The organism is Streptomyces armeniacus (assembly GCF_003355155.1).
Classification (GTDB): Bacteria; Actinomycetota; Actinomycetes; order Streptomycetales; family Streptomycetaceae; genus Streptomyces; species Streptomyces armeniacus.
Genome location: NZ_CP031320.1, coordinates 109,793 through 130,413, shown reverse-complemented (window position 1 = coordinate 130,413; position 20,621 = coordinate 109,793). Strand labels below are relative to the sequence as shown.

General features: G+C 73.6%; 20 protein-coding genes. 14 read left to right on the top strand and 6 right to left on the bottom strand.

Annotated elements, in window-relative coordinates:
- The first annotated feature begins 1 nt into the window (after position 1).
- From pcaG to DVA86_RS00555, 7 genes are all read left to right on the top strand, one after another.
- The gene (gene pcaG / locus DVA86_RS00585; protein ID WP_208874812.1) at positions 2-610 is read left to right on the top strand and encodes a protocatechuate 3,4-dioxygenase subunit alpha; all 609 of its coding nucleotides are present in this window, start codon (positions 2-4) and stop codon (positions 608-610) included.
- 16 nt (positions 611-626) lie between these two features.
- Positions 627-2,108 carry a 3-carboxy-cis,cis-muconate cycloisomerase gene (gene pcaB, locus DVA86_RS00580; protein ID WP_208884257.1) on the top strand — a complete coding sequence of 494 codons (1,482 nt, stop codon included), beginning with the start codon at positions 627-629 and terminating at the stop codon, positions 2,106-2,108.
- Entirely contained in the window at positions 2,105-3,082 is a 978-nt protein-coding gene (locus tag DVA86_RS00575; RefSeq protein ID WP_342776304.1) for an alpha/beta fold hydrolase, read from the top strand. The genes pcaB and DVA86_RS00575 overlap by 4 nt, the downstream gene beginning before the upstream one ends.
- Before the next feature lie 36 nt (positions 3,083-3,118).
- Complete coding sequence (locus DVA86_RS00570; RefSeq protein WP_208874810.1) at positions 3,119-4,726, top strand: MFS transporter; 1,608 nt, start codon at positions 3,119-3,121, stop codon at positions 4,724-4,726.
- Between the two features lie 59 nt (positions 4,727-4,785).
- Complete coding sequence (locus tag DVA86_RS00565; protein ID WP_208874808.1) at positions 4,786-6,393, top strand: thiamine pyrophosphate-dependent enzyme; 1,608 nt, start codon at positions 4,786-4,788, stop codon at positions 6,391-6,393.
- A gap of 82 nt (positions 6,394-6,475) precedes the next feature.
- Positions 6,476-7,933, top strand: coding sequence for a benzaldehyde dehydrogenase (locus DVA86_RS00560; RefSeq protein ID WP_208874807.1), 1,458 nt, complete (start codon positions 6,476-6,478; stop codon positions 7,931-7,933).
- A 114-nt stretch (positions 7,934-8,047) separates the two neighbouring features.
- Complete coding sequence (locus DVA86_RS00555) at positions 8,048-8,734, top strand: DsbA family oxidoreductase (protein WP_208874806.1); 687 nt, start codon at positions 8,048-8,050, stop codon at positions 8,732-8,734.
- Positions 8,735-8,764: 30 nt separating this feature from the next.
- Here the strand turns inward: DVA86_RS00555 and DVA86_RS00550 are convergent, their stop codons facing one another.
- The gene (locus DVA86_RS00550; protein WP_208874804.1) at positions 8,765-9,187 is read right to left on the bottom strand and encodes a winged helix-turn-helix transcriptional regulator; all 423 of its coding nucleotides are present in this window, start codon (positions 9,185-9,187) and stop codon (positions 8,765-8,767) included.
- A gap of 139 nt (positions 9,188-9,326) precedes the next feature.
- On the opposite strand from DVA86_RS00550, the gene DVA86_RS00545 reads away from it, so the two are divergent.
- The 3 genes from DVA86_RS00545 to DVA86_RS35090 all read left to right on the top strand — a co-directional run bounded on the left by DVA86_RS00545 (position 9,327) and on the right by DVA86_RS35090 (position 10,512).
- Positions 9,327-9,977, top strand: a complete 651-nt coding sequence (locus DVA86_RS00545; RefSeq protein ID WP_208874802.1) for an FMN-dependent NADH-azoreductase — start codon at positions 9,327-9,329, stop codon at positions 9,975-9,977.
- 101 nt (positions 9,978-10,078) lie between these two features.
- Positions 10,079-10,369, top strand: coding sequence for a nuclear transport factor 2 family protein (locus DVA86_RS35095; RefSeq protein WP_245996187.1), 291 nt, complete (start codon positions 10,079-10,081; stop codon positions 10,367-10,369).
- On the top strand, positions 10,345-10,512 hold the full coding sequence (locus DVA86_RS35090; protein WP_342776302.1) for a nuclear transport factor 2 family protein: 168 nt from the start codon (positions 10,345-10,347) through the stop codon (positions 10,510-10,512). The genes DVA86_RS35095 and DVA86_RS35090 overlap by 25 nt, the downstream gene beginning before the upstream one ends.
- Before the next feature lie 38 nt (positions 10,513-10,550).
- Here the strand turns inward: DVA86_RS35090 and DVA86_RS00535 are convergent, their stop codons facing one another.
- Together DVA86_RS00535 and DVA86_RS00530 are read right to left on the bottom strand one after the other, a co-directional pair.
- Positions 10,551-10,781: a hypothetical protein gene (locus DVA86_RS00535; protein WP_208874800.1), complete on the bottom strand. Its 231-nt coding sequence runs from the start codon at positions 10,779-10,781 to the stop codon at positions 10,551-10,553.
- Positions 10,778-11,152 (bottom strand): hypothetical protein, encoded by a 375-nt coding sequence (locus DVA86_RS00530; RefSeq protein ID WP_208874799.1) that lies wholly within the window; start codon positions 11,150-11,152, stop codon positions 10,778-10,780. Before DVA86_RS00530 ends, DVA86_RS00535 begins: the two co-directional genes overlap by 4 nt.
- 206 nt (positions 11,153-11,358) lie before the next feature.
- Here DVA86_RS00530 and DVA86_RS00525 point away from each other — a divergent pair, with 206 nt between their 5' ends.
- A complete protein-coding gene (locus DVA86_RS00525) occupies positions 11,359-12,702 on the top strand; it encodes an NsdA family TPR-like regulatory protein (RefSeq protein WP_208874797.1) in 1,344 nt (447 codons plus the stop codon).
- A 110-nt stretch (positions 12,703-12,812) separates the two neighbouring features.
- A complete protein-coding gene (locus DVA86_RS00520; protein WP_208874795.1) occupies positions 12,813-14,957 on the top strand; it encodes a hypothetical protein in 2,145 nt (714 codons plus the stop codon).
- A gap of 6 nt (positions 14,958-14,963) precedes the next feature.
- On the opposite strand, the gene DVA86_RS00515 is transcribed toward DVA86_RS00520, so the two are convergent.
- Positions 14,964-15,761: an SAM-dependent methyltransferase gene (locus DVA86_RS00515; protein ID WP_208874794.1), complete on the bottom strand. Its 798-nt coding sequence runs from the start codon at positions 15,759-15,761 to the stop codon at positions 14,964-14,966.
- Between the two features lie 110 nt (positions 15,762-15,871).
- Positions 15,872-16,762 carry an SDR family oxidoreductase gene (locus DVA86_RS00510; RefSeq protein ID WP_208874793.1) on the bottom strand — a complete coding sequence of 297 codons (891 nt, stop codon included), beginning with the start codon at positions 16,760-16,762 and terminating at the stop codon, positions 15,872-15,874.
- Positions 16,763-16,812: 50 nt separating this feature from the next.
- Here DVA86_RS00510 and DVA86_RS00505 point away from each other — a divergent pair, with 50 nt between their 5' ends.
- Complete coding sequence (locus DVA86_RS00505) at positions 16,813-17,541, top strand: TetR/AcrR family transcriptional regulator (RefSeq protein WP_208874787.1); 729 nt, start codon at positions 16,813-16,815, stop codon at positions 17,539-17,541.
- On the opposite strand, the gene DVA86_RS00500 is transcribed toward DVA86_RS00505, so the two are convergent.
- A complete protein-coding gene (locus tag DVA86_RS00500; protein ID WP_208874786.1) occupies positions 17,538-18,164 on the bottom strand; it encodes a HEAT repeat domain-containing protein in 627 nt (208 codons plus the stop codon). The genes DVA86_RS00505 and DVA86_RS00500 overlap by 4 nt on opposite strands.
- Positions 18,165-18,807: 643 nt before the next feature.
- Here DVA86_RS00500 and DVA86_RS00495 point away from each other — a divergent pair.
- Positions 18,808-20,544 (top strand): 3-hydroxyacyl-CoA dehydrogenase family protein, encoded by a 1,737-nt coding sequence (locus tag DVA86_RS00495; RefSeq protein ID WP_245997506.1) that lies wholly within the window; start codon positions 18,808-18,810, stop codon positions 20,542-20,544.
- Positions 20,545-20,621 lie beyond the last annotated feature (77 nt).

Sequence of the window (20,621 nt, the reverse complement as noted above, 5' to 3'; positions counted from 1 at the left end):
GGTGCGCACCGAACCCGGCGGCACGCTCCCGCCCACGCCCTCGCACACCGTCGGGCCGTTCTACGGCCACGCGCTGCCGTTCGACGGCGGCGGCGACATCGCGCCCGCGTCCCGTACGGACGCCGTCACCGTGCACGGACACGTGCTGGACGGGAACGGGGATCCGGTGCCGGACGCGCTGCTCGAGACGTGGCAGGCCGACCCGGTGGGCAATCTGGCGGGCCGGGCCGGCTCGCTGCGCCGCGACCCGGCCACCGGCCGCCATCTGGGCCGCAACGGCGCCGACTTCACCGGTTTCGGCCGCACTGCGACGGACGCGGACGGGCACTGGGCGGTGCGTACGCTGCGGCCCGGGCGTACGGGCGGCCCGGACGCGCCGTACCTGAGCGTGTGCGTGTTCGCGCGCGGGCTGCTGCACCACCTGTTCACGCGGGTGTACCTGCCGGACCCGCCGGACGGCGCGGAGGCGCTGGCGCGCGACCCGCTGCTGGCGTCGCTTCCGGCGGCGCGGCGGCGGACGCTGGTGGCCGAGGCGGAGCCGTACGGTGTCTACCGTTTCGACATCCGTCTGCAGGGCGCGGAGGAGACGGTGTTCCTTGACTTCCGCTGATGGGTACGACGAGGCGATGCGCACGGATACGAGCGCGGAAGCGGACGCGGACGCGGATACGGGCGCGGGGCGCGCGGATACGGGTGCGGATGCCGATGCGGGGCTGCTGGCGCCGTGCCGGGCCGGTACGGCCGTCGAAACGGCCACCGGCGACCGGGCGTTCCTCCAGTCGATGCTCGACGCCGAGGCCGCGCTGACGCGCGCGCAGAGCGCGCTCGGGCAGGCACCGGAGGAGGCGGCCAAGGCGGTAACGGCCGCCGCGCGCGCGGAGGCGTACGACGTACGGGACCTCGCGCTGCGGGCGCGCGCCGCCGGGAACCCGGTGGTGCCGCTGCTCGACGGGCTGCGCGCCGCGGTGGACCGTACGGCCCCGGGCGCGGGGGCGTACGTGCACCGGGGCGCGACCAGCCAGGACATCCTGGACACCGCGCTGATGCTGGTCGCCGACCGCGCGCTGCGGCTGACGGCGGCCGAACTCGCACGCGCCACCGAGGCGTTGGCGCGGCTCGCGGCCGAACACCGGGACACGCCGGTGGCGGGCCGTACGCTCACGCAGCACGCGGTGCCGACGACGTTCGGGCTCAAGGCCGCGGGCTGGCGGGCGCTGCTGCTGGACGCGTACGACCGGCTGGCGGCCGTCCTGGACGGCGGCCTTCCGGTGCAACTCGGCGGCGCGGCGGGCACGCTGGCGGCGTTCGGCGCGCACGCGGAGGAAGCGGGCACGGGCGCCGGGACCGTGCTCCCGCTCGTGGCGCGCTTCGCCGCCGAGACCGGACTGTCCGAGCCCGCGCTGCCCTGGCACACCCTGCGCACGCCGGTGGCGGACCTGGCGGGCGCCCTCGCCTTCACCTGCGGCGCGCTCGGGAAGCTCGCCGCGGACGTGCTCGTGCTCTCCCGTACGGAGCTCCGCGAGGTCGCCGAGGCGGACGGCGGCCCCTCGTCCGCGATGCCGCAGAAGGCCAACCCCGTACGCGCCGCCCTCATCGCCTCCGCCGCGCGGCAGGCGCCCGCCCTCGCCGCCACCCTGTACGGGTCGCTCGCCGCCGAGGACGAGCGCCCGGCGGGCGCCTGGCACGCCGAGTGGCAGCCGCTGCGCGAACTGCTGCGCCTGACCGGCGGCGCGGCCGGACAGGCCGCCGAACTCACCGCTGGGCTACGGGTGTTCCCCGCGCGCATGGCCGGGAACCTGCGGCGGACCGGCGGCCTCATCGTCACCGAACGCGTCGCCGCCGCCCTCGCCCCGCACCTCGGCCGCGCCCGCGCCACCGAGGTGCTGAGCGCCGCGGCACGCCACGTGACCGAGGAGGGCACGCCGCTGTACGACGTGCTCGCCGCCGAGCCGGACGTGACGGCGGCGCTGTCCGACGCGCGGCTGCGGGAGCTGACCGACCCGGCCGGATACGTCGGCTCCGCCCCGGAGTTGACCGACCGCGCCCTGCGGCGGGCGCCGCGCACCGTACGGAGCGCACCCGGCGCGGACCAGGAAGCCGGGCGGTGACCACCCCGCGCCGGCGGGCGGACGACGCGCAGAAGCCGCCGGACGGCCTGCACGCGCGGCTCGACGGCGACGGCCCGCCGCTCGTCCTCGGGCCGTCACTCGGCACCTCGCTCGCCGTGTGGGAACCCCAACTAGCCGCGCTCGCCGGGTCCCACCGGGTGCTGCGCTGGGACCTGCCCGGACACGGCGGCTCCCCGGCGGCCCTGCTCCCCGGGGACGGCTCCGCGACCGTCGCCCGCCTCGCCGCCCTCGTGCTGCGGCTCGCGGACGCGCACGGCTGGCGGCGGTTCGCGTACGCCGGGATCTCGCTGGGCGGCGCGGTGGGCCTGCACCTCGCCGCGCACACACCGGAACGGCTCTCCTCGCTCGCCGTCGTGTGCTCCTCCGCCCGCTTCGGTGACGCCGCCGTCTGGCGCGAACGGGCCGCGCTGGTACGCGCACAGGGCACGGCGCCGCTCGCGGAGGCCGCCGCGGGACGCTGGTTCAGCCCCTCCCCCACCCCACCGGACGCACACCGTACGGAGGCGGACGCGCAGCACCGTACGGAGGCAGACGCGCACCGTACGGACGCCGACGCGCACCGTACGGACGCCGCCCGTACGGACGCCGACGCACGTACGGGCGCCGACGCACGTACGGCACTCCGCGCGCGGCTGCTCGACGACCTGCGCGCCGCCGACCCGTACGGCTACGCCGCCTGCTGCGACGCCCTCGCCGCGTACGACCTGCGCGCGCGGCTGCCGTACGTCACCACGCCCACCCTCGTCGTCGCCGGGCTGGACGACCCCGCGACGCCGTCCCCGCACGCCCGCGAACTCGCCGACGGCATCCCGGACGCGCGCCTCTCCGAGGTCCCGCGGGCCGCACACCTGGCCAACGTGGACCAGCCGCACCTGACCGGCGCCACCCTGCACGCGCACTTCGCAGCACCCCACGCCGCCGGCGGCGACCCCGGCGACAGCTCCCGCACGTGACGACCGCTCCTCCTCACGCCCCCAACGGAGACACCCATGACGTCAGCACCAGGCGACTCCCCCGGCCCGGACCGGGGCTCCGCGCGTACGCCCGAGACGGGCCCCGCCGCCGGGCCCGCGCCCACCGTCCCCGCCCAGGCCGGTCCCGGGCCCACCGGGCCCACCGGTCCCACCCGGGGCGTCGCCGCGCCGCCGGAGGTGCCGGGCGAGGACGTACCGCGTGAGGGCGCCCGCATCGGGTGGCTCCGCCCCTGGCACACCCTGTGGTTCCTGCTGCTGCTCGGCTGGACGGTCAGCGCGGCCGACCGCGCCGTCACCGGCCCCGTCGTCACATGGATGATCGACAACGGCGTCGGGTTCCTCGCGCACGCCGAGAACCCGCACGCGCTCGGCGGCCTCATCGGCGGCCTGTTCTTCGCGGGTTACATGCTCACGCAGTTCCCCGGCGGGTATCTCGGCGACCGTTACGGGCACCGCACGCTGATCGTCGTCAGCCTCCTCTGGGCGGGCATCTGCACCCTGCTCACCGGGTTCCTCACGGGGCTCCTCGCGTTCATCGTGATCCGGGTCGTCACCGGCCTCGGCGAGGGCGCGTTCTACTCCAACGACCGCACGCTGATCACCCACTCCACCCCCGAGCGCCACCGCAGCCTGGGCATGGGCGTCGTCATCACGGGGCTGGCGCTGGGCATCACCATCGCCATCGTCTTCACGCCGCACTTCATCGACTTCGGCCAGCTGTTCATGCCCGACGTCGAGGCGTGGCGGATGGTGTTCTGGCTGCTCGGCGTCGCCACGCTGCTGGTGGGGCTGCTGGTCGCGTACCGCTTCCGGGCCCATCTCAGCCTGGCGCTGCTCGGCCGCGCGACGCTCCACCTGGGCGCGTACTCGGCGGTCGCACTCGTCCTGATCATGGCCGTGTACGTGCTCGGCGACAAGGCCGGCCTGTCCGACCTGTGGATCGCGCTCCTCGAAGTCGCCCTCGCCGTCGGGCTGGTGCTGTTCGCGCTGTCGCGCAAGGGCGAGGAGCTCAAGCCCGTACTGAAGAACCGCAACCTGTTCCTCATCTACATCGCGAACATCGCCATCCTCTGGAACCTCTGGTTCTTCAGCTTCTGGTCGGTGTCGATCGTCTCCGGCGCGGCGGACTCGTCGTTCATGAGCGGCGCGCTCACGGCCGGGTTCAACGCGGGCGCGGGCATCCTCGGGTTCCCCGTCGGCGGCTGGCTCTCCGACTACGGCGTGCGGCGCGGCTGGGGCCGCAAGGAGATGATGCTGACCTTCACGGGCGTACAGGCGCTGCTGACGGTGGCGTTCGCGTGGTACATCACCACGGCCGAGAAGCCGTCGCTGTGGGTCATGGGCCTCCTGCTGTTCACCGCGAGCCTGTTCTTCAACGCCCTCCAGCCCGTCGGCCACGCCCTCACCGCCGACCTCGCCAAGCCCGAACTCCGCGGCTCCGCCTTCGGCATGGAGAACCTCATCGGCGAGATGGGCGCCGTGCTGTCCCCGGCCATCAGCGGTGTGCTGCGGGACAGCACGGGCGACTGGTCGGCCGCCGTGTGGCTGGACGCGGGGATCGTGGCAGCGGGCTTCTGCGTGCTGGCCATGGTTCGTACGGAACGCAGGCCCGCCCTGGCCTGAGCACCGTCCGCGCCCCCGGCACCGCAAACCACCCCGCAGGGAAAGGACCCGCCGCCCTCATGCGCACCGTCCGCGACGCCGCCTTCGACGTCATGCGACAGCACGGCATGACCACCGTCTTCGCCAACCCCGGCTCGACGGAGGTCCCGCTGCTCACCGGATTCCCCGACGACCTGCGCTTCGTCCTCGCCCTGCACGAGGGCTCGGTCGTCGGCGCCGCCACGGGCTGGGCGATCGTACGGGAGCAGCCCGCGCTCGTCCTGCTGCACACCACCGCCGGACTGGGCAACGCCGTCGGGGCGTTGGCCACGGCCCGCGTCAACCGGGCGCCGCTGGTCGTCCTCGTCGGGCAGCAGGACCGGCGGCACCTGGTCCAGGAACCGTTCCTCGCCGGGCGGTTGGAGGGCCTGGCGGGCGACTACCCCGTACGCGTCGAGACGCCGGCCCGCGCCCAGGACGTGCCCGGCGCCATCGGGCGGGCCGCGCACGCCGCGCGCGTACGGCGCGGGCCCGCGCTCGTCATCGTCCCGATGAACGACTGGGCCGAGCCCGCCGACGACGTGCCCGACCCCTCGCCCGCCGCGCTGCGGACGGCCACCGGCGCCGACCCCGCCGCCGTACGGGAGGTGGCCGCGCTGCTCGCCGGTGCCACGGCGCCCGCGCTGGTCGTCGGCGCCGGCGCGGACCACGCGGACACCTGGAGCGCGCTGACCGACCTGGCCGAACGGCTCGGCTGCCCCGTCCGGCAGGAGCCGTTCGGGGCGCGGGCGGGCTTCCCGCAGGACCACCCGCTGTTCGCGGGCCACCTGCCCGCCGACCGCGCCCGCCTCCGTACGGTGCTCGCCCCGCACGACGTGGTGCTGGCCGTCGGTGCGCCGCTGCTGCGCCAGTACCCGTACCAGGACGGCCCGTTGGCACGCCCCGGCACCCGGATGGCGCTCGTCACGGACGACCCGGCAGAGGCCGAGCGGGCTCCGGCGGAGCTGGCCGTCGTGGCGCCGCTGCCCGCGTTCTGCGCGGCGCTGGCGGAGCAGACACCGAAGCGGGCGGGGCAGCCGTACGGGGGTCCGGAGACGGCCGGTCGCCCCACGCCCCCTCCCTCCGACGCCGACGGACCGCTGCGCGGCGCGGACGTACTGGCCGCACTCGCCGACGCGCTGCCCGCGGACGCCGTCCTCGTCGAGGAGACCCCGTCCAGCCGCCCGGAGCTGCACGCGCTCGTCCCGGCCCGGCGGCCGCTCGGCTTCCTCAGCGCGGCCATGGGCGGCCTCGGCTTCGCGATCCCCGCGGCGGCCGGCGTACGGATGGGCGCGCCGGAACGCCCGGTGGTCGCGGTGGTCGGGGACGGCTCGTCGCTGTACCAGATCCAGGCCCTGTGGACGGCCGCTCACTACGGCGTGGGCATCCTCGTCATCGTCCTCGCCAACAGCGGCTACGCCGTGATGGACCGGCTCGCCGAACTGCACGGCGGAGCGGCGCCCTGGCCCCCGTTCGAGGAGGTCAGCGTCAGCGGTCTGGCAACCGCCCTCGGCTGCCCGGCGCGCCGCGTCACCGACCGCGGCACACTGCGGCGTGAACTGGGCGCGCTGCTGCCGTCACTCGGGGAGCTGACCGAACCGCTCGTACTGGAGGTGGCGGTGGCACCCGACCCCGTATTCCAGCCCTGACCCTCCCGTTCCCCCCTGGCCCCGCGTTCCCGCTGGCCCCCCGTTCCCCCGTTCCACCGCCCTCACCTCCTGGAGCAGCGCCATGTCCCTCCTCGACCCGCACACCTGGTCCGGACAGATCCACCTCGGCGGCTGGACGCCCGCCTCCGGCGGCACCACGCCCGTCGTCGAACCCGCCACCGGCGCCGAGCTGGAACGGATCGGCAGCGCCGGCACGGACGACGTCGGGCGCGCCTGCGCGCTCGCGGCGGACGCGCAGGCCGCGTGGGCCCGCACCCCGTACACCGAGCGCGCGGCGGTGCTGCGGCGCGCGGGCGACCTGTTCACGGAGGCCGCCGCGGAGATCCAGGACTGGCTGGTGCGGGAGGCCGGGAGCATCCCCGGGAAGGCGGCGTTCGAGACCACGACGGCCGCGCAGGAGTGCTACGAGGCCGCCGCGCTCGTCTCCCGCGCCGTCGGCCAGGTGCTTCCGTCCGCCGAACCGCGCCTCAGCATGGCGCGCCGCGGGCCCGCCGGAGTCGTCGGCGTGATCGCACCGTTCAACGTGCCGCTCGTACTGGCCATCCGCTCGGTCGCCCCGGCCCTCGCCCTCGGCAACGCCGTGGTGCTCAAGCCCGACCCCCGTACGGCGGTGGGCGGCGGCGTGTCGATCCTGCGGGTCTTCGAGGAGGCCGGACTGCCGCCCGGCGTCCTGTCGTTGACCCCCGGCGGGGCGCCCGTGGGCGAGGCGCTGGTCGCGGACCGGCACGTGCGCGTCATCTCGTTCACCGGCTCGACGGCCGCCGGCCGGAAGGTCGGCGAGGCCGCGGCCCGCCACCTCAAGCGGGCGCACCTGGAACTCGGCGGCAACTCCGCGATGATCGTGCTGCCCGACTCCGACCTGGAGCAGGCCGCGTCGACCGCTGCCTGGGGCTCGTTCTTCCACCAGGGCCAGATCTGCATGACCACCGGACGGCACCTGGTGCACGCGTCCGTGGCCGACGAGTACACCGAACGCCTCGCCGCCAAGGCCGACATGCTGCCCGTCGGCGACCCGGCCACCGCGCAGGTCGCGCTCGGCCCGGTCATCGACGCCGGGCAGCGCGACCGTATCCACGCCCTGGTGACCTCCAGCGTCGACGGCGGCGCACGGCTGGCCGCGGGCGGCAGTTACGAGGAGCTGTTCTACCGCCCTACGGTCCTCGCCGACGTCACCGACGGCACCCCCGCGTACGCCCAGGAGGTCTTCGGCCCGGTCGCCCCGGTCCGCACCTTCGCCTCCCTGGACGAGGCGGTGGCGCTGGCCACCGACAGCGAATACGGCCTGTCCCTGGGCATCCTGACCCGCGACGTGATGAAGGGCCTCGAACTCGCGGAACGCATCCCCACCGGCCTGGTCCACATCAACGACCAGACGGTCAACGACGAGGCCCTGGCCCCGTTCGGCGGCACGGCGGCGTCGGGCACGGGGGCGCGCTTCGGCGGCGAGGCGAACCTCGAGGCGTTCACGGAGACCCGCTGGATCACGATGCGCGGGGCGCAGGCCGAGTACCCGTTCTGAGGGTGCGCCGAATCGAACCTTTCCGGGCCCCGCCCACGCACCTGAAAGTGCCTTTTGTACGCCCTCTCTTACTCACTCATGATGGTGTTACGCACTACCAGTGAGGTGAGGAAAATGGTTGAGCGGGCAACGCAGCCCGAGGGGTCGCAGGTCGCCGTCGAAGTGTGGTCCGACCTGGGATGCCCGTGGTGCTACGTCGGTCATCACCGGCTCCGGACCGCGATGGCGCAGCGCCCTGACGCGGACAGGTTCGACATCAGGATGCGGGCCTTCGAGCTGAACCCGAACGCGCCCCAGGAGCCGGAGCCGGTCGAGACGGCCTTCATCCGGACCCACGGCGGCACCACCGCCCACTTCCTCCGGGCCGAGCGCCAGATCCAGGCGCTCGCACACGGGGAAGGGCTCGAGTTCTCGCTGGACCGCCTCAGCGCCAGCACCTTCGACCTGCACCGCGTGGTGCAGTACGCGGGCGACCAGGGCCGCGGGTTCGAGTTCTTCTCCGACCTCCAGGACGGCTACTTCGCGGGCACCCTCAACCCGTACGACTCGGACACCCTGGCAGGCGTCGCCGAGTCGGCCGGGCTGGACGGGCAGCGAGTCCGCGAGATCCTCGCGGGCGACGACTACGCCGAGCGCGTGCGCGCCGACCGGACCGAGGGCCTGGAACTGGGCGCCAACGGCGTCCCGTTCGTCGTCCTCAACCGCCGGGTGGCCGCCCCGGGCGCCCAGAAGGTCGCCGGCTACGGCCAGTTGCTGGAGCAGGCCGCGGCCGGGCCGGTGCCGAGTGAGCGTGTGCCGTGAGCGCCGCGACGTACGGACTTCACCGACACATCAGCCTGCCGACGCGCTGACCGCGGCCTTGCCCCGGCCGACTCCCGTCAGCTCGCTGGCGGCCCGGTTGTCGGCGACCTCCCTGTGGTGGGCGGCGGCCCAGCCGACCATCGCCGTCACCGCGTCCATCAGCGACCGGCCCAGATCCGTCAGCTCGTACTCCACTCGCGGCGGGACCTCGGCGTACGCGGTCCGCGTGATCAGACCGTCGCGCTCCAAATGCTTGAGCGTCTGGGTCAGCATCCGCTGGGAGATCCCCGGGATGCTCGCCTGCAGGTCGGAGTAGCGCAGCGAGCCGGCGCTCAGGGTGCCGATGGTCAGCACCGTCCACTTGTCGCCGATGCGGTCGAGCACCTCACGGATGAAGGCGCTGTCCTCCGGCCATGCCTGGCACGGGCCGGCGATCCGTCGCTCTGACGCCATCTCGATCCCCTCTCATTCCGGGTGCAACCGCACTACCAGTATGTAACGCCCTCGGGGCGGCCACACACCAGTCCACGACCACGGCCCGCTCCCGGACCACCGGGGCGTGCTCTCAAACCACCCCGAAAGGAACCAACCCATGTCTTACCTGCTGCACATCGACTCCTCTTCGCTCGGCGAAGCCTCCATCTCCCGCCAGGTCGCCCAGTCCTTCCTCGACGACTGGAACGGCAAGGTCGTCCACCGCGACCTCGCCGCCGCACCCGTGCCCCACATCACCGCGGCCGGCATCACCGCACGCGACACCGACCCCGCCCAGCACACCGACGAGCAGGCCGCCGCGGCCGCGATACAGGAGACGCTGATCGAGGAGTTCCTCGGCGCCGACGCGTATCTCTTCACGGTGCCGATGTACAACCTGACGATGCCGTCGGTGTTCAAGGCATGGCTCGACCAGATCATCGTCTTCGGCCACACCGTCCACCCCGGCAGCCCTTCCCAGGTCGCCGGGCGTCCCGCCGTGGTGATCTCGGCCCGGGGTGGCAGCTACGCCCCCGGCGCTCCCAGGCACGGCTTTGACTACGTCGTACCCGTCCTCGACGCGCTGCTCGGCCACGAGGACATGTTCGGCCTGGACGTCACCACCGTGATCCCCGAGCTGACCATGGCCCCGCACGTGACGGCGCTGGCCACGCTGCTTCCGAAGCACGAGGCGTCCATGGCCGACGCGCACGAGCGTGCGCGCGAACTCGCCGCGACGATCGGCGGCGGTACGGCCGCCGCCGCCTGAGCCGGTCGTTCCGGGTGAGGGATCCGGCCCGGTCCGCGGCGGGAGGACCGTGGCCGGAAACCGCCAGCGCGCGCCGTACGCGCCTCCGTACGCTCCCGGCCATGACCGGCACCGAGGAGAACCGTGAGACCGTACGCCGCGCCTGGCGGGCCTTCGCCGGACGCGACCCGGAACGGATCGCCGCGTTCTTCACCGAGGACGCGCAGTGGACGGCCCCGGCAGGCAACGCGACGGCGGTCGCGCTGGGCGCGCCGCACCACATGGCCGGCCGGGCGCAGATCGTCCACTTCCTGACCGTCGACTTCCCCCGCCTGTTCGTACGGGACGTCGCGTCACCTTCCACGGCCTCCACGCCGCCGACCGCGACGTGGTCGTCGTGGAGGAGACGATGACGGCGACCCTCGCCAACGGCAATCACTACGCGAACGACTACTGCTTCGTCTTCGAACTCCGCGACGGCCTGATCCACCGGGTACGCGAGTACATGGACACGTCCCGCGGCGCCCGCACGATCCTGCCGAACGGCCCGCACTGACCGCGTGCGCGGGCCGCCCTGCCGGTCCCGCCGTCACGTCACTTGGCCTCACCCCCGCGCTCGGCGTCGATGACCGCAAGGTCCTCGGCCAGCCACGGAGGCGCGAACGGCGACCGCGCCCGCGTACGGGCGCACGGCAGGCACCCGTACACCAGCGCGCCCGGCCCGGACCCCACCTCGACCACGGCCACCAGCAGGCGTTCCTGCACCTGCTCCTTGCACACGGCGCACTCCCCCGCCGGAGCGATCAGCTCCGCCGCGTCGCTCACCGCGCGTCCTGGCCGCCGTACGCCGCCCCCACCGCGTACGCGAGCGCCTCGTGCAGCAGCGCCGGGTCGGTCAACTGCCGGTCGTGGTCGGGCGGTACGGCCCAGTGCGGCCCGAGACCGTTCGTACGGTGCACGGGCGGCACGGCCACGTAGCACGCCACCCCGAGCACGGTCACGTGCGGCAGCCGCCAGCCGTCGGCGGCGCCGGGGCGGATCAGCCAGTACAGGGTGTCCGACCACGGATCCCGCAACACGGCCCCGGACCGCTCCCCCAGCCGCGCCAGCACCCGATCCCCCGCCCAGGCGGGTGCCTTCACCCCGTCCCACAAGATGCCTGCCCGCTGCATCTCCACATCGGTCCCAGTCGGCATCTGTTCGAACGAACGGCACCGTTGACTACGGTGTCTCATGTCAGCGCTCCTTCAGCAGCGTTGGCCACGCCCCCGGGCGCAGTCCCGTGCGTCGCGGGGGTCTCTCCTCGCACTAGGCAACCGTCCGACTACACACAGCGGTACGGTTGCGGGAGCGGCGCGGGATTAGAGCGCTAAGTCCGCCTTGGTGCGAGGGGTTGACGCCAGTGAGCAGCACACGCGAGCCGAACACCGGCCTCCTCCGGCTGTACCGCGAGAGCGGCTGGACGCAGCGCCAGTTCGCTCAGGAGATCAACCGCCTGGGCACGGAACGCGGCACCCCGCTCAAGTACCGCAGCCCGTCCGTGCACCAGTGGCTCGGCGGCCACGTGCCGAGGGAGGACGTACGGCCGCTGATCCTGGAGGCGTTCGCCCGCAGACTGGGCCACCCGGTCACCCACGCGGAGGCCGGTTTCCCGCCACCGGGCGGAGCCACGGGCCGCCGTCCCGCGACGGAAGGCATCACGGACCTGGGCCGCCAGGACATGGACCCGTCCCGCCGGGGCGTCCTCGGCGCGAGCCTGTTCTCCGTCGCGCTGACGGTCCCTAACTGGCCCGACGTCGCGGGCCGCATGGAGGCCGTCCAGACCGGCCACACGCAGCGCGTGGGCATGTCGGATGTCGACATGGTGACCGCCATGACGGAACAGATCTCCGCCCTTTACGCCGAGTTCGGCGGCCGCCACTCCCGCCCCATGGCAGCGGCTTTTCTCGTCAACACGGTGACGCCGTACCTCAAAGCACGAGCACCCGAGCCCGTACGCAAGTCCATGATGTCGGCGGCCTCCGACCTCTGCTATCTGGCCGGGCACATGGCGGTGGACGAAGGGCTGCACGGACTGGCGCAGCAGTACTACGTGAAGGCCCTGGAGGTCGCGGGCGCCTCGGAGGACCATCTGACGTACTGCACGACGCTGCGCGGCATGAGCGTCCAGGCGGTCGACCTCGGCCACGGCCGAGAAGCCCTGCGCCTCGCCGACGCCGCCGCTGCCGCAGCGCCGGAGGCCGGGCCCCGTATGCGCGCGTTCCTCGCCGGGCAGCAGGCGCACGCGGCGGCACAGACCGGGGACCGTACGAGCGCGCTGTCCCATCTCCGCGTGGCGGAGGCCGCGTTGGACAAGGCCGAGTCGCGGGAAAGGAAGTTCGTCTGCTCCTACCGCCTCCCGGCGCTGCGCTACCACACGGGCCAGGTCCTGTACGCCCTCGGTGACGTCCGCGGCTCCACCACGGAACTCGCGGAATCCGACAAACACCGCAACCCGTCGGCCCACCGCACCCGCGTCCGCTACCTCTCCCTGCTGGCGGAGCGCCAGTTGGAGATCGGGCACCTGGAGACGGCCTGCGCCACCTGGCGCCAGGTGCTCGACATCTACCCGAAGGTCCAGTCGGGCCAGTGCGACCAGAGCGTCACCCGCATGCTCGGCCGCATCCGCCCGTACCAGAAGACCCCCGCCGCGCGGGCCCTCTACGAACGCGCCCGCACGGCCGTCCCGTTGACCGGGAGGGCGTGACGCCGCCCGGCTCGCCGCGGGCGGCCCGTCAGGCGCGCTTCCGCGGTAAATGCGGAGACATGGCCCGGACCGTTCCTCCAGACTGACGGGATGATCACGAAGGGGGACGCGTGAGCGACGACGAGAAGTCGGGTCTCGGCGAGTTCAGCGCGCGGCTGGGGAGCGACGACATCGACGTCGTACGCGAGGCTCTGGACGACTACCAGTCGGCGCAGGCGACCACCAGGTGGGGCGTGGACAACCCCTACTGCCCCGTGGCCGGCGAGGTGCTCTTCGCCGCCCGGGACCTTCTCGGGCAGCCGCCGTCCGGCCACAGCCACGAGAGTGCTCTCACCGTGATGTGGCACCTCGCCGAGGCGGAGGACGCGGACTTGATCGCGGACGCCCTCGAAAGGGCGCCGGACGCCGGGGAGCGGGAGACGGCGCTGCTCGCGGCCGGTACCGCCCTCGCCGAGGGCGGGGAACCGGACCGGCGGCTGCTGGCGCTGGTCACCGCCATGGTCCTGGACGAGGGCCTCGACGTACGAGGTCGCAAGGCCGCCATGGGCGCCCTCGACGATCTCGATCTCCCGGAGGTCGAGGACCTCCTCGTCCGTCTCACCGAATCGTCCGAACCGGAGCTGCAGGTGTACGCGGCCGGTTGTCTCGCGACGCCCCTGCGGCTCCGCACCCACCGCGACCGGGTCAGCCGGCTCGTCAAGTCCTGGCCCGAGGACGCGGGTTGGGAGGCCAAGCACATTCGCGAAGCGATCAAGGGCTTCCACAGCACGTACTGGACGGACACCGAGCTGCACGATCAGGTCCTGCGCGAGGCCCACGACGAGCTGAGGTTCCCGCTCGGCGACGACGCATGCCTGCGCGCGTTCGTCACCCTGCTCCGCAGCGAGAACCCGTACGCCGTGGGCATCGCGCTCGACCACTACGAGTCGTGGGAGGGGCTGCGTCACGTCCTGGAGGACGAGGAACGGGCCGAGGCGTACCTTCCCGAGGTGCTGGCCCGCGCTCGTGAGGTGCTCCGGCGTCCGATGTCTCCCGCCGAGGTGAGCGCGCTGAACCTGCTCGGGACCGAGCACGCCGAGTCCGGCGACGCCGGGCTCCTGCTGGACGTTCTCGCGCGCACGGACTCGGACACGGTGCGCCGCAAGGCCGTCTGGATGGCCTACGGCGTGCTCGACGAGGCGGAGGTGAAGGACGAGAGGCTCGTCACCGCGCTGGGTGACCTGATCGTCGACCCGTCCGTCGGCTTCTACGGCACGAAGGAGACGGCGATCCGCGTCCTCGCCGACAGCCTCGGCGCGGACGCGGACGGCGTTCTCCTCCGGGCGCTCCGCGAGGGTGAGCCGATGGTGCAGGCCCACACGTCCTATTTCCTGGTCCGGACGGGAGGCCTGGACCGGCACCGCGCCGTCCTGGAGGAGGTCGCCGAGAGCTGGGGCGGCCGGCCTCCTCAGCATCCCTGGGGTGAGGACCCCATCGAGCTGATCTTCGGCAAGCCGCACAGCGTCCACTGGGAGGGACACCGGCTGGCGGATCCGGAGCTGTACCGCGCACACAAGAGGCTCCGGGCTCCCACGGTGGACGCGTCGTACCACCAGGCGCTGCGCATCCTGCTGGAGAGCGACGACCCGGCGGCCGTGGGCATCGGCCTCGACCACTGGTGGAGTCCCCACGGCGCCGTGCAGCGGGGCGGCGAGGAAGCACGCGAAGCGGAGTGGGCACTCGTACTGGACCGTATCCGCGAGGTGCTGCGGCAGCCTCCCTCACCGGCCGTGCTCAGCCGCGACTACGGGTCCGAGGCCAATCACCTCTCGGCGCTGTCGGCGCTCGGAGTCGCGGCGGCCGATGAGCCGTCCCTGCTGGCCGAGACCGTACGGACCGCCGCGAGCGACCTCATTCGCGGGCAAGCTCTCGACGCGGTGGAGGCGGTGTTCAGGGAGACGGAGGAGGTTGACCCGCGGCTCGTCGAGACGCTGGGGGATGTCGCGTGCGACGGGAACGTGCCGCTGCGGGACCGCGTGAGGGCGGTGGAACTGCTGGACGAGGCTCCGGGGACCAACGCGGTGGAGGCACTCGTACGGGCGACGCGCTGTCCCGAGACGGAGGTTCAAGCCGCCGCGGCATGGGGACTGATGTGGGACGGGGTGATCGAGGAGCACCGCGCCATGCTTGAGGAGCTGAACGCGAACTGGCCCGTGGAGGACGCCCCGTGGGAGGTCACGCGGGTACGGGAGATGCTCCACGCCGCAGAGGAGTAGCGCCGGTCAGGCGCGCTTGCGCGCCACGCCTCCGTAGAAGCCGATCTCCGCGGAGCGCGGCGGCGGTGGGGCGTCCGGGCGCCAGAACGGGACCTGGGCGAGGCCGGGGTCGATCAGGTCGAAGCCGTCGAAGAAGCGCTCGACCTCGGCGCGGGCCCGCAGGTTCAGGGTGGCGGTGGCTCCGTTGTAGACGGCCTGGGCGTTGCTGCGGTCGGCGAAGTCGCCCGTGGCGTGCGAGAGGACGAGGTGGCTGCCGGGCGGCAGCGCGTCGCGCAGGGTGGCGACGACCTCGGCGGGCTTCTCGGCGTCGGTGAGGAAGTGGAGGATGGCGACGAGGAGCAGGGCGACGGGTTCGTCGAAGTCGATGACCTCGCGTACGTCGGGGTGTTCCAGGATGGCCTGCGGGTCGCGCAGGTCGGCGAGGACGATGCTGGTGGAGCCGGTGTGGCTGAGGAGCGCGCCGGCGTGGACGTTCACGATGGGGTCGTTGTCGACGTACGCGACGCGTACGTCCGGTGCGACCTCCAGGGCGGACTCGTGCACGTTCGGCGAGGTGGGCAGGCCGGTGCCGACGTCGAGGAGCTGGCGGACGCCGGTGCCGACGACGTGCCGTACGGCGCGCCGCAGGAAGGCGCGGTTGGCCTGGACGCCGATCCGCACTTCGGGGGCCGCGACGGCCAGTTGGTCGCCGGCCTGGCGGTCGACCTCGTAGTGGTCCTTGCCGCCGAGCAGGTAGTCGTAGATCCGCGCGGGATGGGGCCTGCTGGTGTCGATGTCCTCGACACGGAAGGGTTTCCGTTCCACGCTGCGCTCCTCTCGACGACCGTACGCGGCATCCTCGCCTGCGAACGGCTGGCGACAGCCTCGCACATCAACTTCCGCGCGCGCCCCCGGCGTTGCGCGCGCCCGCGGTCTTACGCGGGGCTGAGCGGCCGGGCCGGGGCTCCCTTCGGGTGGTGGCGGCGGAGGTTGGCGGCGAGGATGCGGTCGAGCGTGCGGTCGGACAGCACCCGGGTCATGCGGGTGATCAGGGCGGCGTCGCGGCCTGCGGTGTAGCGGGTGCGCGGCCTGCGGGCCGTCACGGCCTTCGCGATGACCCGGGCGGCGGCGTCGGCGGTCAGGCCCGCGGCGGTGCCCGTGGCCATCAGCGCGTTGTTCGCCTCGACCAGGCCGCCGTAGCGCGCTTCCTGCTCCGGGGTCATCCCGGCGGCCAGTTCGTTCGCCGTGGCGATCCCGCGGGTGGCCATCTCCGTACGGACGCCGCCGGGTTCGACCACGACCACCTGGACGCCCAGCGGCGCGAGTTCCCGGCGGAGCGAGTCGCTCACCGCCTCCAGGGCGAACTTCGCGCCGGCGTAAGCGCCGTACGTGGCCATGGCGACCTTGCCGCCGACCGAGCTGATGTTGATCACGCGGCCTGTGCTCCGCAGCAGCGCGGGCAGGAGCGCCTGGGTGACGGCGATGTGGCCGAACAGGTTGACCTCGAACACGTGCCGCCACTGCGCCAGGGGCAGCGTTTCGACCGGGGCGTTGACCTGGATGCCGGCGTTGTTCACGAGCGCGTGCAGCGGCCGCGGGTCGTCGGCCGTCCGCGCGGCGAGTGCCGCCACGTGCTCGGGGCTGGTGATGTCGAGGATGACCGGTTCGACGCCGGGCGCGCGGATGGCGTCGGCGTCGCGGTCGCGCCGTACGCCGGCCAGTACGTGGAATCCCCGGCGGGCCAGTTCGCGGGCGGCCGACGCGCCCATGCCGGTGGAGGCTCCGGTCACGACGACGAGCTTCCGGGTTTCAGTTGACGCTGTCATCTCACGACCGTAGCATTTCAGATGACAGCGTCAACTGTATGCTGAGCACCATGTCCACCCGTGCGGAGTCCGCCGCCGCCACCCGCCGCGCGCTGCTCGACGCGGCCGCCGAACTCCTCGACCTCGGCGGCCCCGAAGCCGTCACCCTGCGCGAGGTGGGCGCGCGGGCGGGCGTAAGCCGGGGCGCGCCGTACCGGCACTTCACGGGCAAGGACAGCCTGCTGACCGTCGTCGCGACCGAGGGCTGGCAGCGGATCGGCGACCAGGTCCACGCCCTGCGGGCCGACCCGGCGCTGTCGGCCGCCGGCAGGCTGCGCGGCGCGCTCCAGACCCTCGTCGGCGTCGGCCGGAGCCAACCGCACCTGTACCAGGTGCTGTTCAGGCGGCGGGGGCACCGCCCCGAGGAGCTCGGCGAAGGACTCGACCGCGTCCGGCGCCAGCTGTGCGGACCGGCGGACGACCCGGCCGCGGACCGCGTACGCGCGGCTGGGCGCTTCCACGGCGAGTTCCTGGCGATCGTCGCCGGCCTCGTGGGCGAGCGGAACGCACGGCACTACGGCGCCCTGCTGCTCAGCAGCGCCCACGGCATCGCGGACATGGAGGTCAGCGGCCATCTGGCACCGGAGGGGCTGGGCGCGGGCGCCGACGAACTTGTCGACACCCTCGTCCAGATGATCGCCGAAGCCGGCATCGGGGACGCGGCACAGCGGCAGCACCCGAGCCCCGTCCACGCCGACTCGACGGACGGCGGCATGGAGGACTCCGGCGGCAGCCGCTAACCCCCCGCCCGCGCGAGCGCCGCGTGCGCGGCCGCGCGGAGGCGGTGGTGGTGGGCGGCCTCCTGGAGGACGGGGCGGGCGCGGGCGTCGCCGATGCGGCCCAGGCCCTCGACGCACGCGAGCGCGACGGGCCAGTGCGGTACGGGCCGCTCGAGCAGCCGGGAGAGTACACCGACCAGTGTCGGTACGGACTCGGGCGCGCGCAGCGCGACCAGCAGCCGTACGGGATGCAGGGCATATGCTGTCCGCAACTCGTTGGTGGCAAGTGCCGCCGCGGCGCGGGCCGTACGCGGGTCTCCGAGCCGTACGAGCGCGTGCGCGGCGGTGGCGCCGCGCACGGGATCGCGGTAGTTCAGGAGGAAGATCAGGGTCTCGAAGGCGCGGCGGTCTCCCGCGCACCCCAGGGCGAACGAGGCCACCTCCCGCGCCCACAGCGGCCGTTCGGTCTCCGCCAGTACGTCTGCCAGCGCATCCCGCGACTCCGGGCCGCCGTCCCGCGCGAGGGCGACCAGCTCCGCGCAGTCGGCCGACGCTTCCGGGCTCGCCGCCTCGGCGCGTACCCGCCGCAGGAGCGCCGCGAATTCACTTCCGTCTTGCTGCCGGGTCCGTCCACCGCTCGCCATGAGACCCCCTTCACTTTTCAATTGAACCGCAGATCGAAGCGGCGTCCAGAGCAGCGGTAAGCCCTGTTCCGGGCAATTGCGGAGCGGGCTTGCCCTGGGACGCGGTCTTCACAGTCCCGCCCCGCACGCAACGCCGTGCCCGCACATCTCCCCGCCGAACCTTGACGGCCCGTACGGTTTCGCCGCCGCGGTACGGCCGTGCGCGCGGCGGTGCGCGCGGCGCCGTACGGGTGCCCACGGGGACCCCGAACGCGGCGCAGCTCACACCGGCGCACCCCTGGCGTTCTTGTTACCCACCGGTTAGCCTGCTCATCAGAGCGGTACCCCCGCTCAGGCGGCCTGGTGACGCAGCCGCCGAGAGTGCAGTCGGTCTGGCGACCTCAAGCTGCGGCCGCGGCCCCGGGACAGGGCCGCAGGCCGGTTTCCCGCAACTCCGTTGCCCTGCGCGTGTGCACGCGCGGCACGCCTCAACTGCCACGCCCCGCCGTACGGGGCCTGTGTCACAACCCTCTGGAGTCCCGTGATGGACAGTCCCTCCCTCACCGCCCTCTCCCCCGAAGCCCCGGACGCCCCCGGCGCCGGCGCCGGCGCCCAGGACGCTCCTCCCGCGCTCGCCACCGTCGCCGTCGTCGGCCTGGGCACGATGGGCACCGGCATCGCCGACGTGCTCGCCCGCGCCGGCCGCGAGGTGATCGGGATCGACCACGACCCGGAGGCCGCGCGCCAGGCCGTGGCCGCGCTGGAGTCGTCCACCGCGCGCGCCGTGCGCCGCGAGCGGATCACCGAGGCGGAACGCCGCGACGTGCTGGCCCGGTTCCGTACGTTCCCCGACCTCCAGGCTGCCGCCGAGGCAGACCTGGTGATCGAGGTCGTGCCGGAGGACTACGACACCAAGTGCCAGGTGTTCGCCGCCCTCGACCAGGTGGTCAAGCCGGACACCATCCTCGCCACCGGCACCAACGCGCTGTCCGTGACCCGGCTCGCCGCCGACTCGGACCGGCCCGAACGCGTCCTGGGCCTGCACTTCTTCAACCCCGCCCCGGCCATGAAGCTGGTCGAGGTGGTCTCCTCGGTGCTGACGTCGCCGGAGGCGGTCGCGGCCGTGACCCGGCTCGCCCGCGAGCTCGGCAAGGACCCGATCGCGGTCGGCGACCGGCCCGGATTCGTGGCCGACGGGCTGCTGTTCGGCTACCTCAACCAGGCCGCCGCGATGTACGAGTCCCGGTACGCCACCCGCGAGGACATCGACGCGGCGATGCGGCTGGGCTGCGGCCTGCCGATGGGGCCGCTGGCGCTGCTCGACCTGATCGGCATCGACACGGCGCGCACCGTGCTGGACGCGATGTACGCGGCGTCGCACGACCGCCTGCACGCCCCCGCCCCCGTCCTGCGGCAGCTCAGCGACGCGGGCCTGAACGGCCGTAAGTCCGGCCGGGGTTTCTACACGTACGCCGCCCCCGGCAGCGCCGAGACCGTCGCCGACGCGGAGACGCCGGACCCGGCCGGGCGGAGGGCGGCCGCGCGTACGGTCGACTCCGTCGGCGTCGTCGGCTCCGGCACGATGGCCGCCGGCATCGCGGAGGTCTTCGCCAAGGCGGGCTACCCGGTCGTGCTGGCCGCGCGCAGCGCGGAGAAGGCCGAGGCGGCGAAGGCGCGCGTGGCCAAGTCGCTGGAGCGGGCAGTCGCCAAGGGCCGGCTCGGCGCCGACGACCGGGACGCGGCGCTGGCCCGGCTGTCCACGGCCGGTGCGCTCACCGCGCTGGCCGGGGTGGACCTGGCCGTGGAGGCGGTGGCGGAGGACCTGGAGGTGAAGCGGGAGCTGTTCGCGGCGCTGGACGAGGTCTGCCGGGACGGCGCGGTGCTCGCCACGACCACCTCGTCGCTGCCGGTGGTCGCGTGCGCACGCGCCACGTCGCGGCCGCGGGACGTCGTCGGCATGCACTTCTTCAACCCGGCGCCCGCGATGAAGCTCGTCGAGGTGGTCCGTACGGTGCTCACGGCCGACGACGCGCACGCCACCGTACGAGAGGTCTGCGGCACGCTCCGCAAGCACCCGGTGGACTGCGGTGACCGGGCGGGCTTCATCGTGAACGCGCTGCTGTTCCCGTACCTCAACAACGCGGTCAAGATGGTCCAGGAGCACTACGCCTCGCTGGACGAGATCGACACCGCGATGAAGCTCGGCGGCGGCTACCCGATGGGCCCCTTCGAACTCCTCGACGTCGTCGGCCTGGACGTCTCGCTGGCCATCGAGCAGGTGCTGCACACCGAGTTCCGCGACCCGGGTCTGGCCCCGGCGCCGCTGCTCGAGCACCTGGTTGCCGCGGGCTGCCTCGGGCGCAAGACGGGACGTGGATTCCGCGAGTACGCACGGCGGTGACCGGGTCCTGGCCCGGGCCGTGGCACGGTCCGGGCACCCACGGCGAGAGCTGGGGCGGGCTGCTGCGTCCGTCGGCC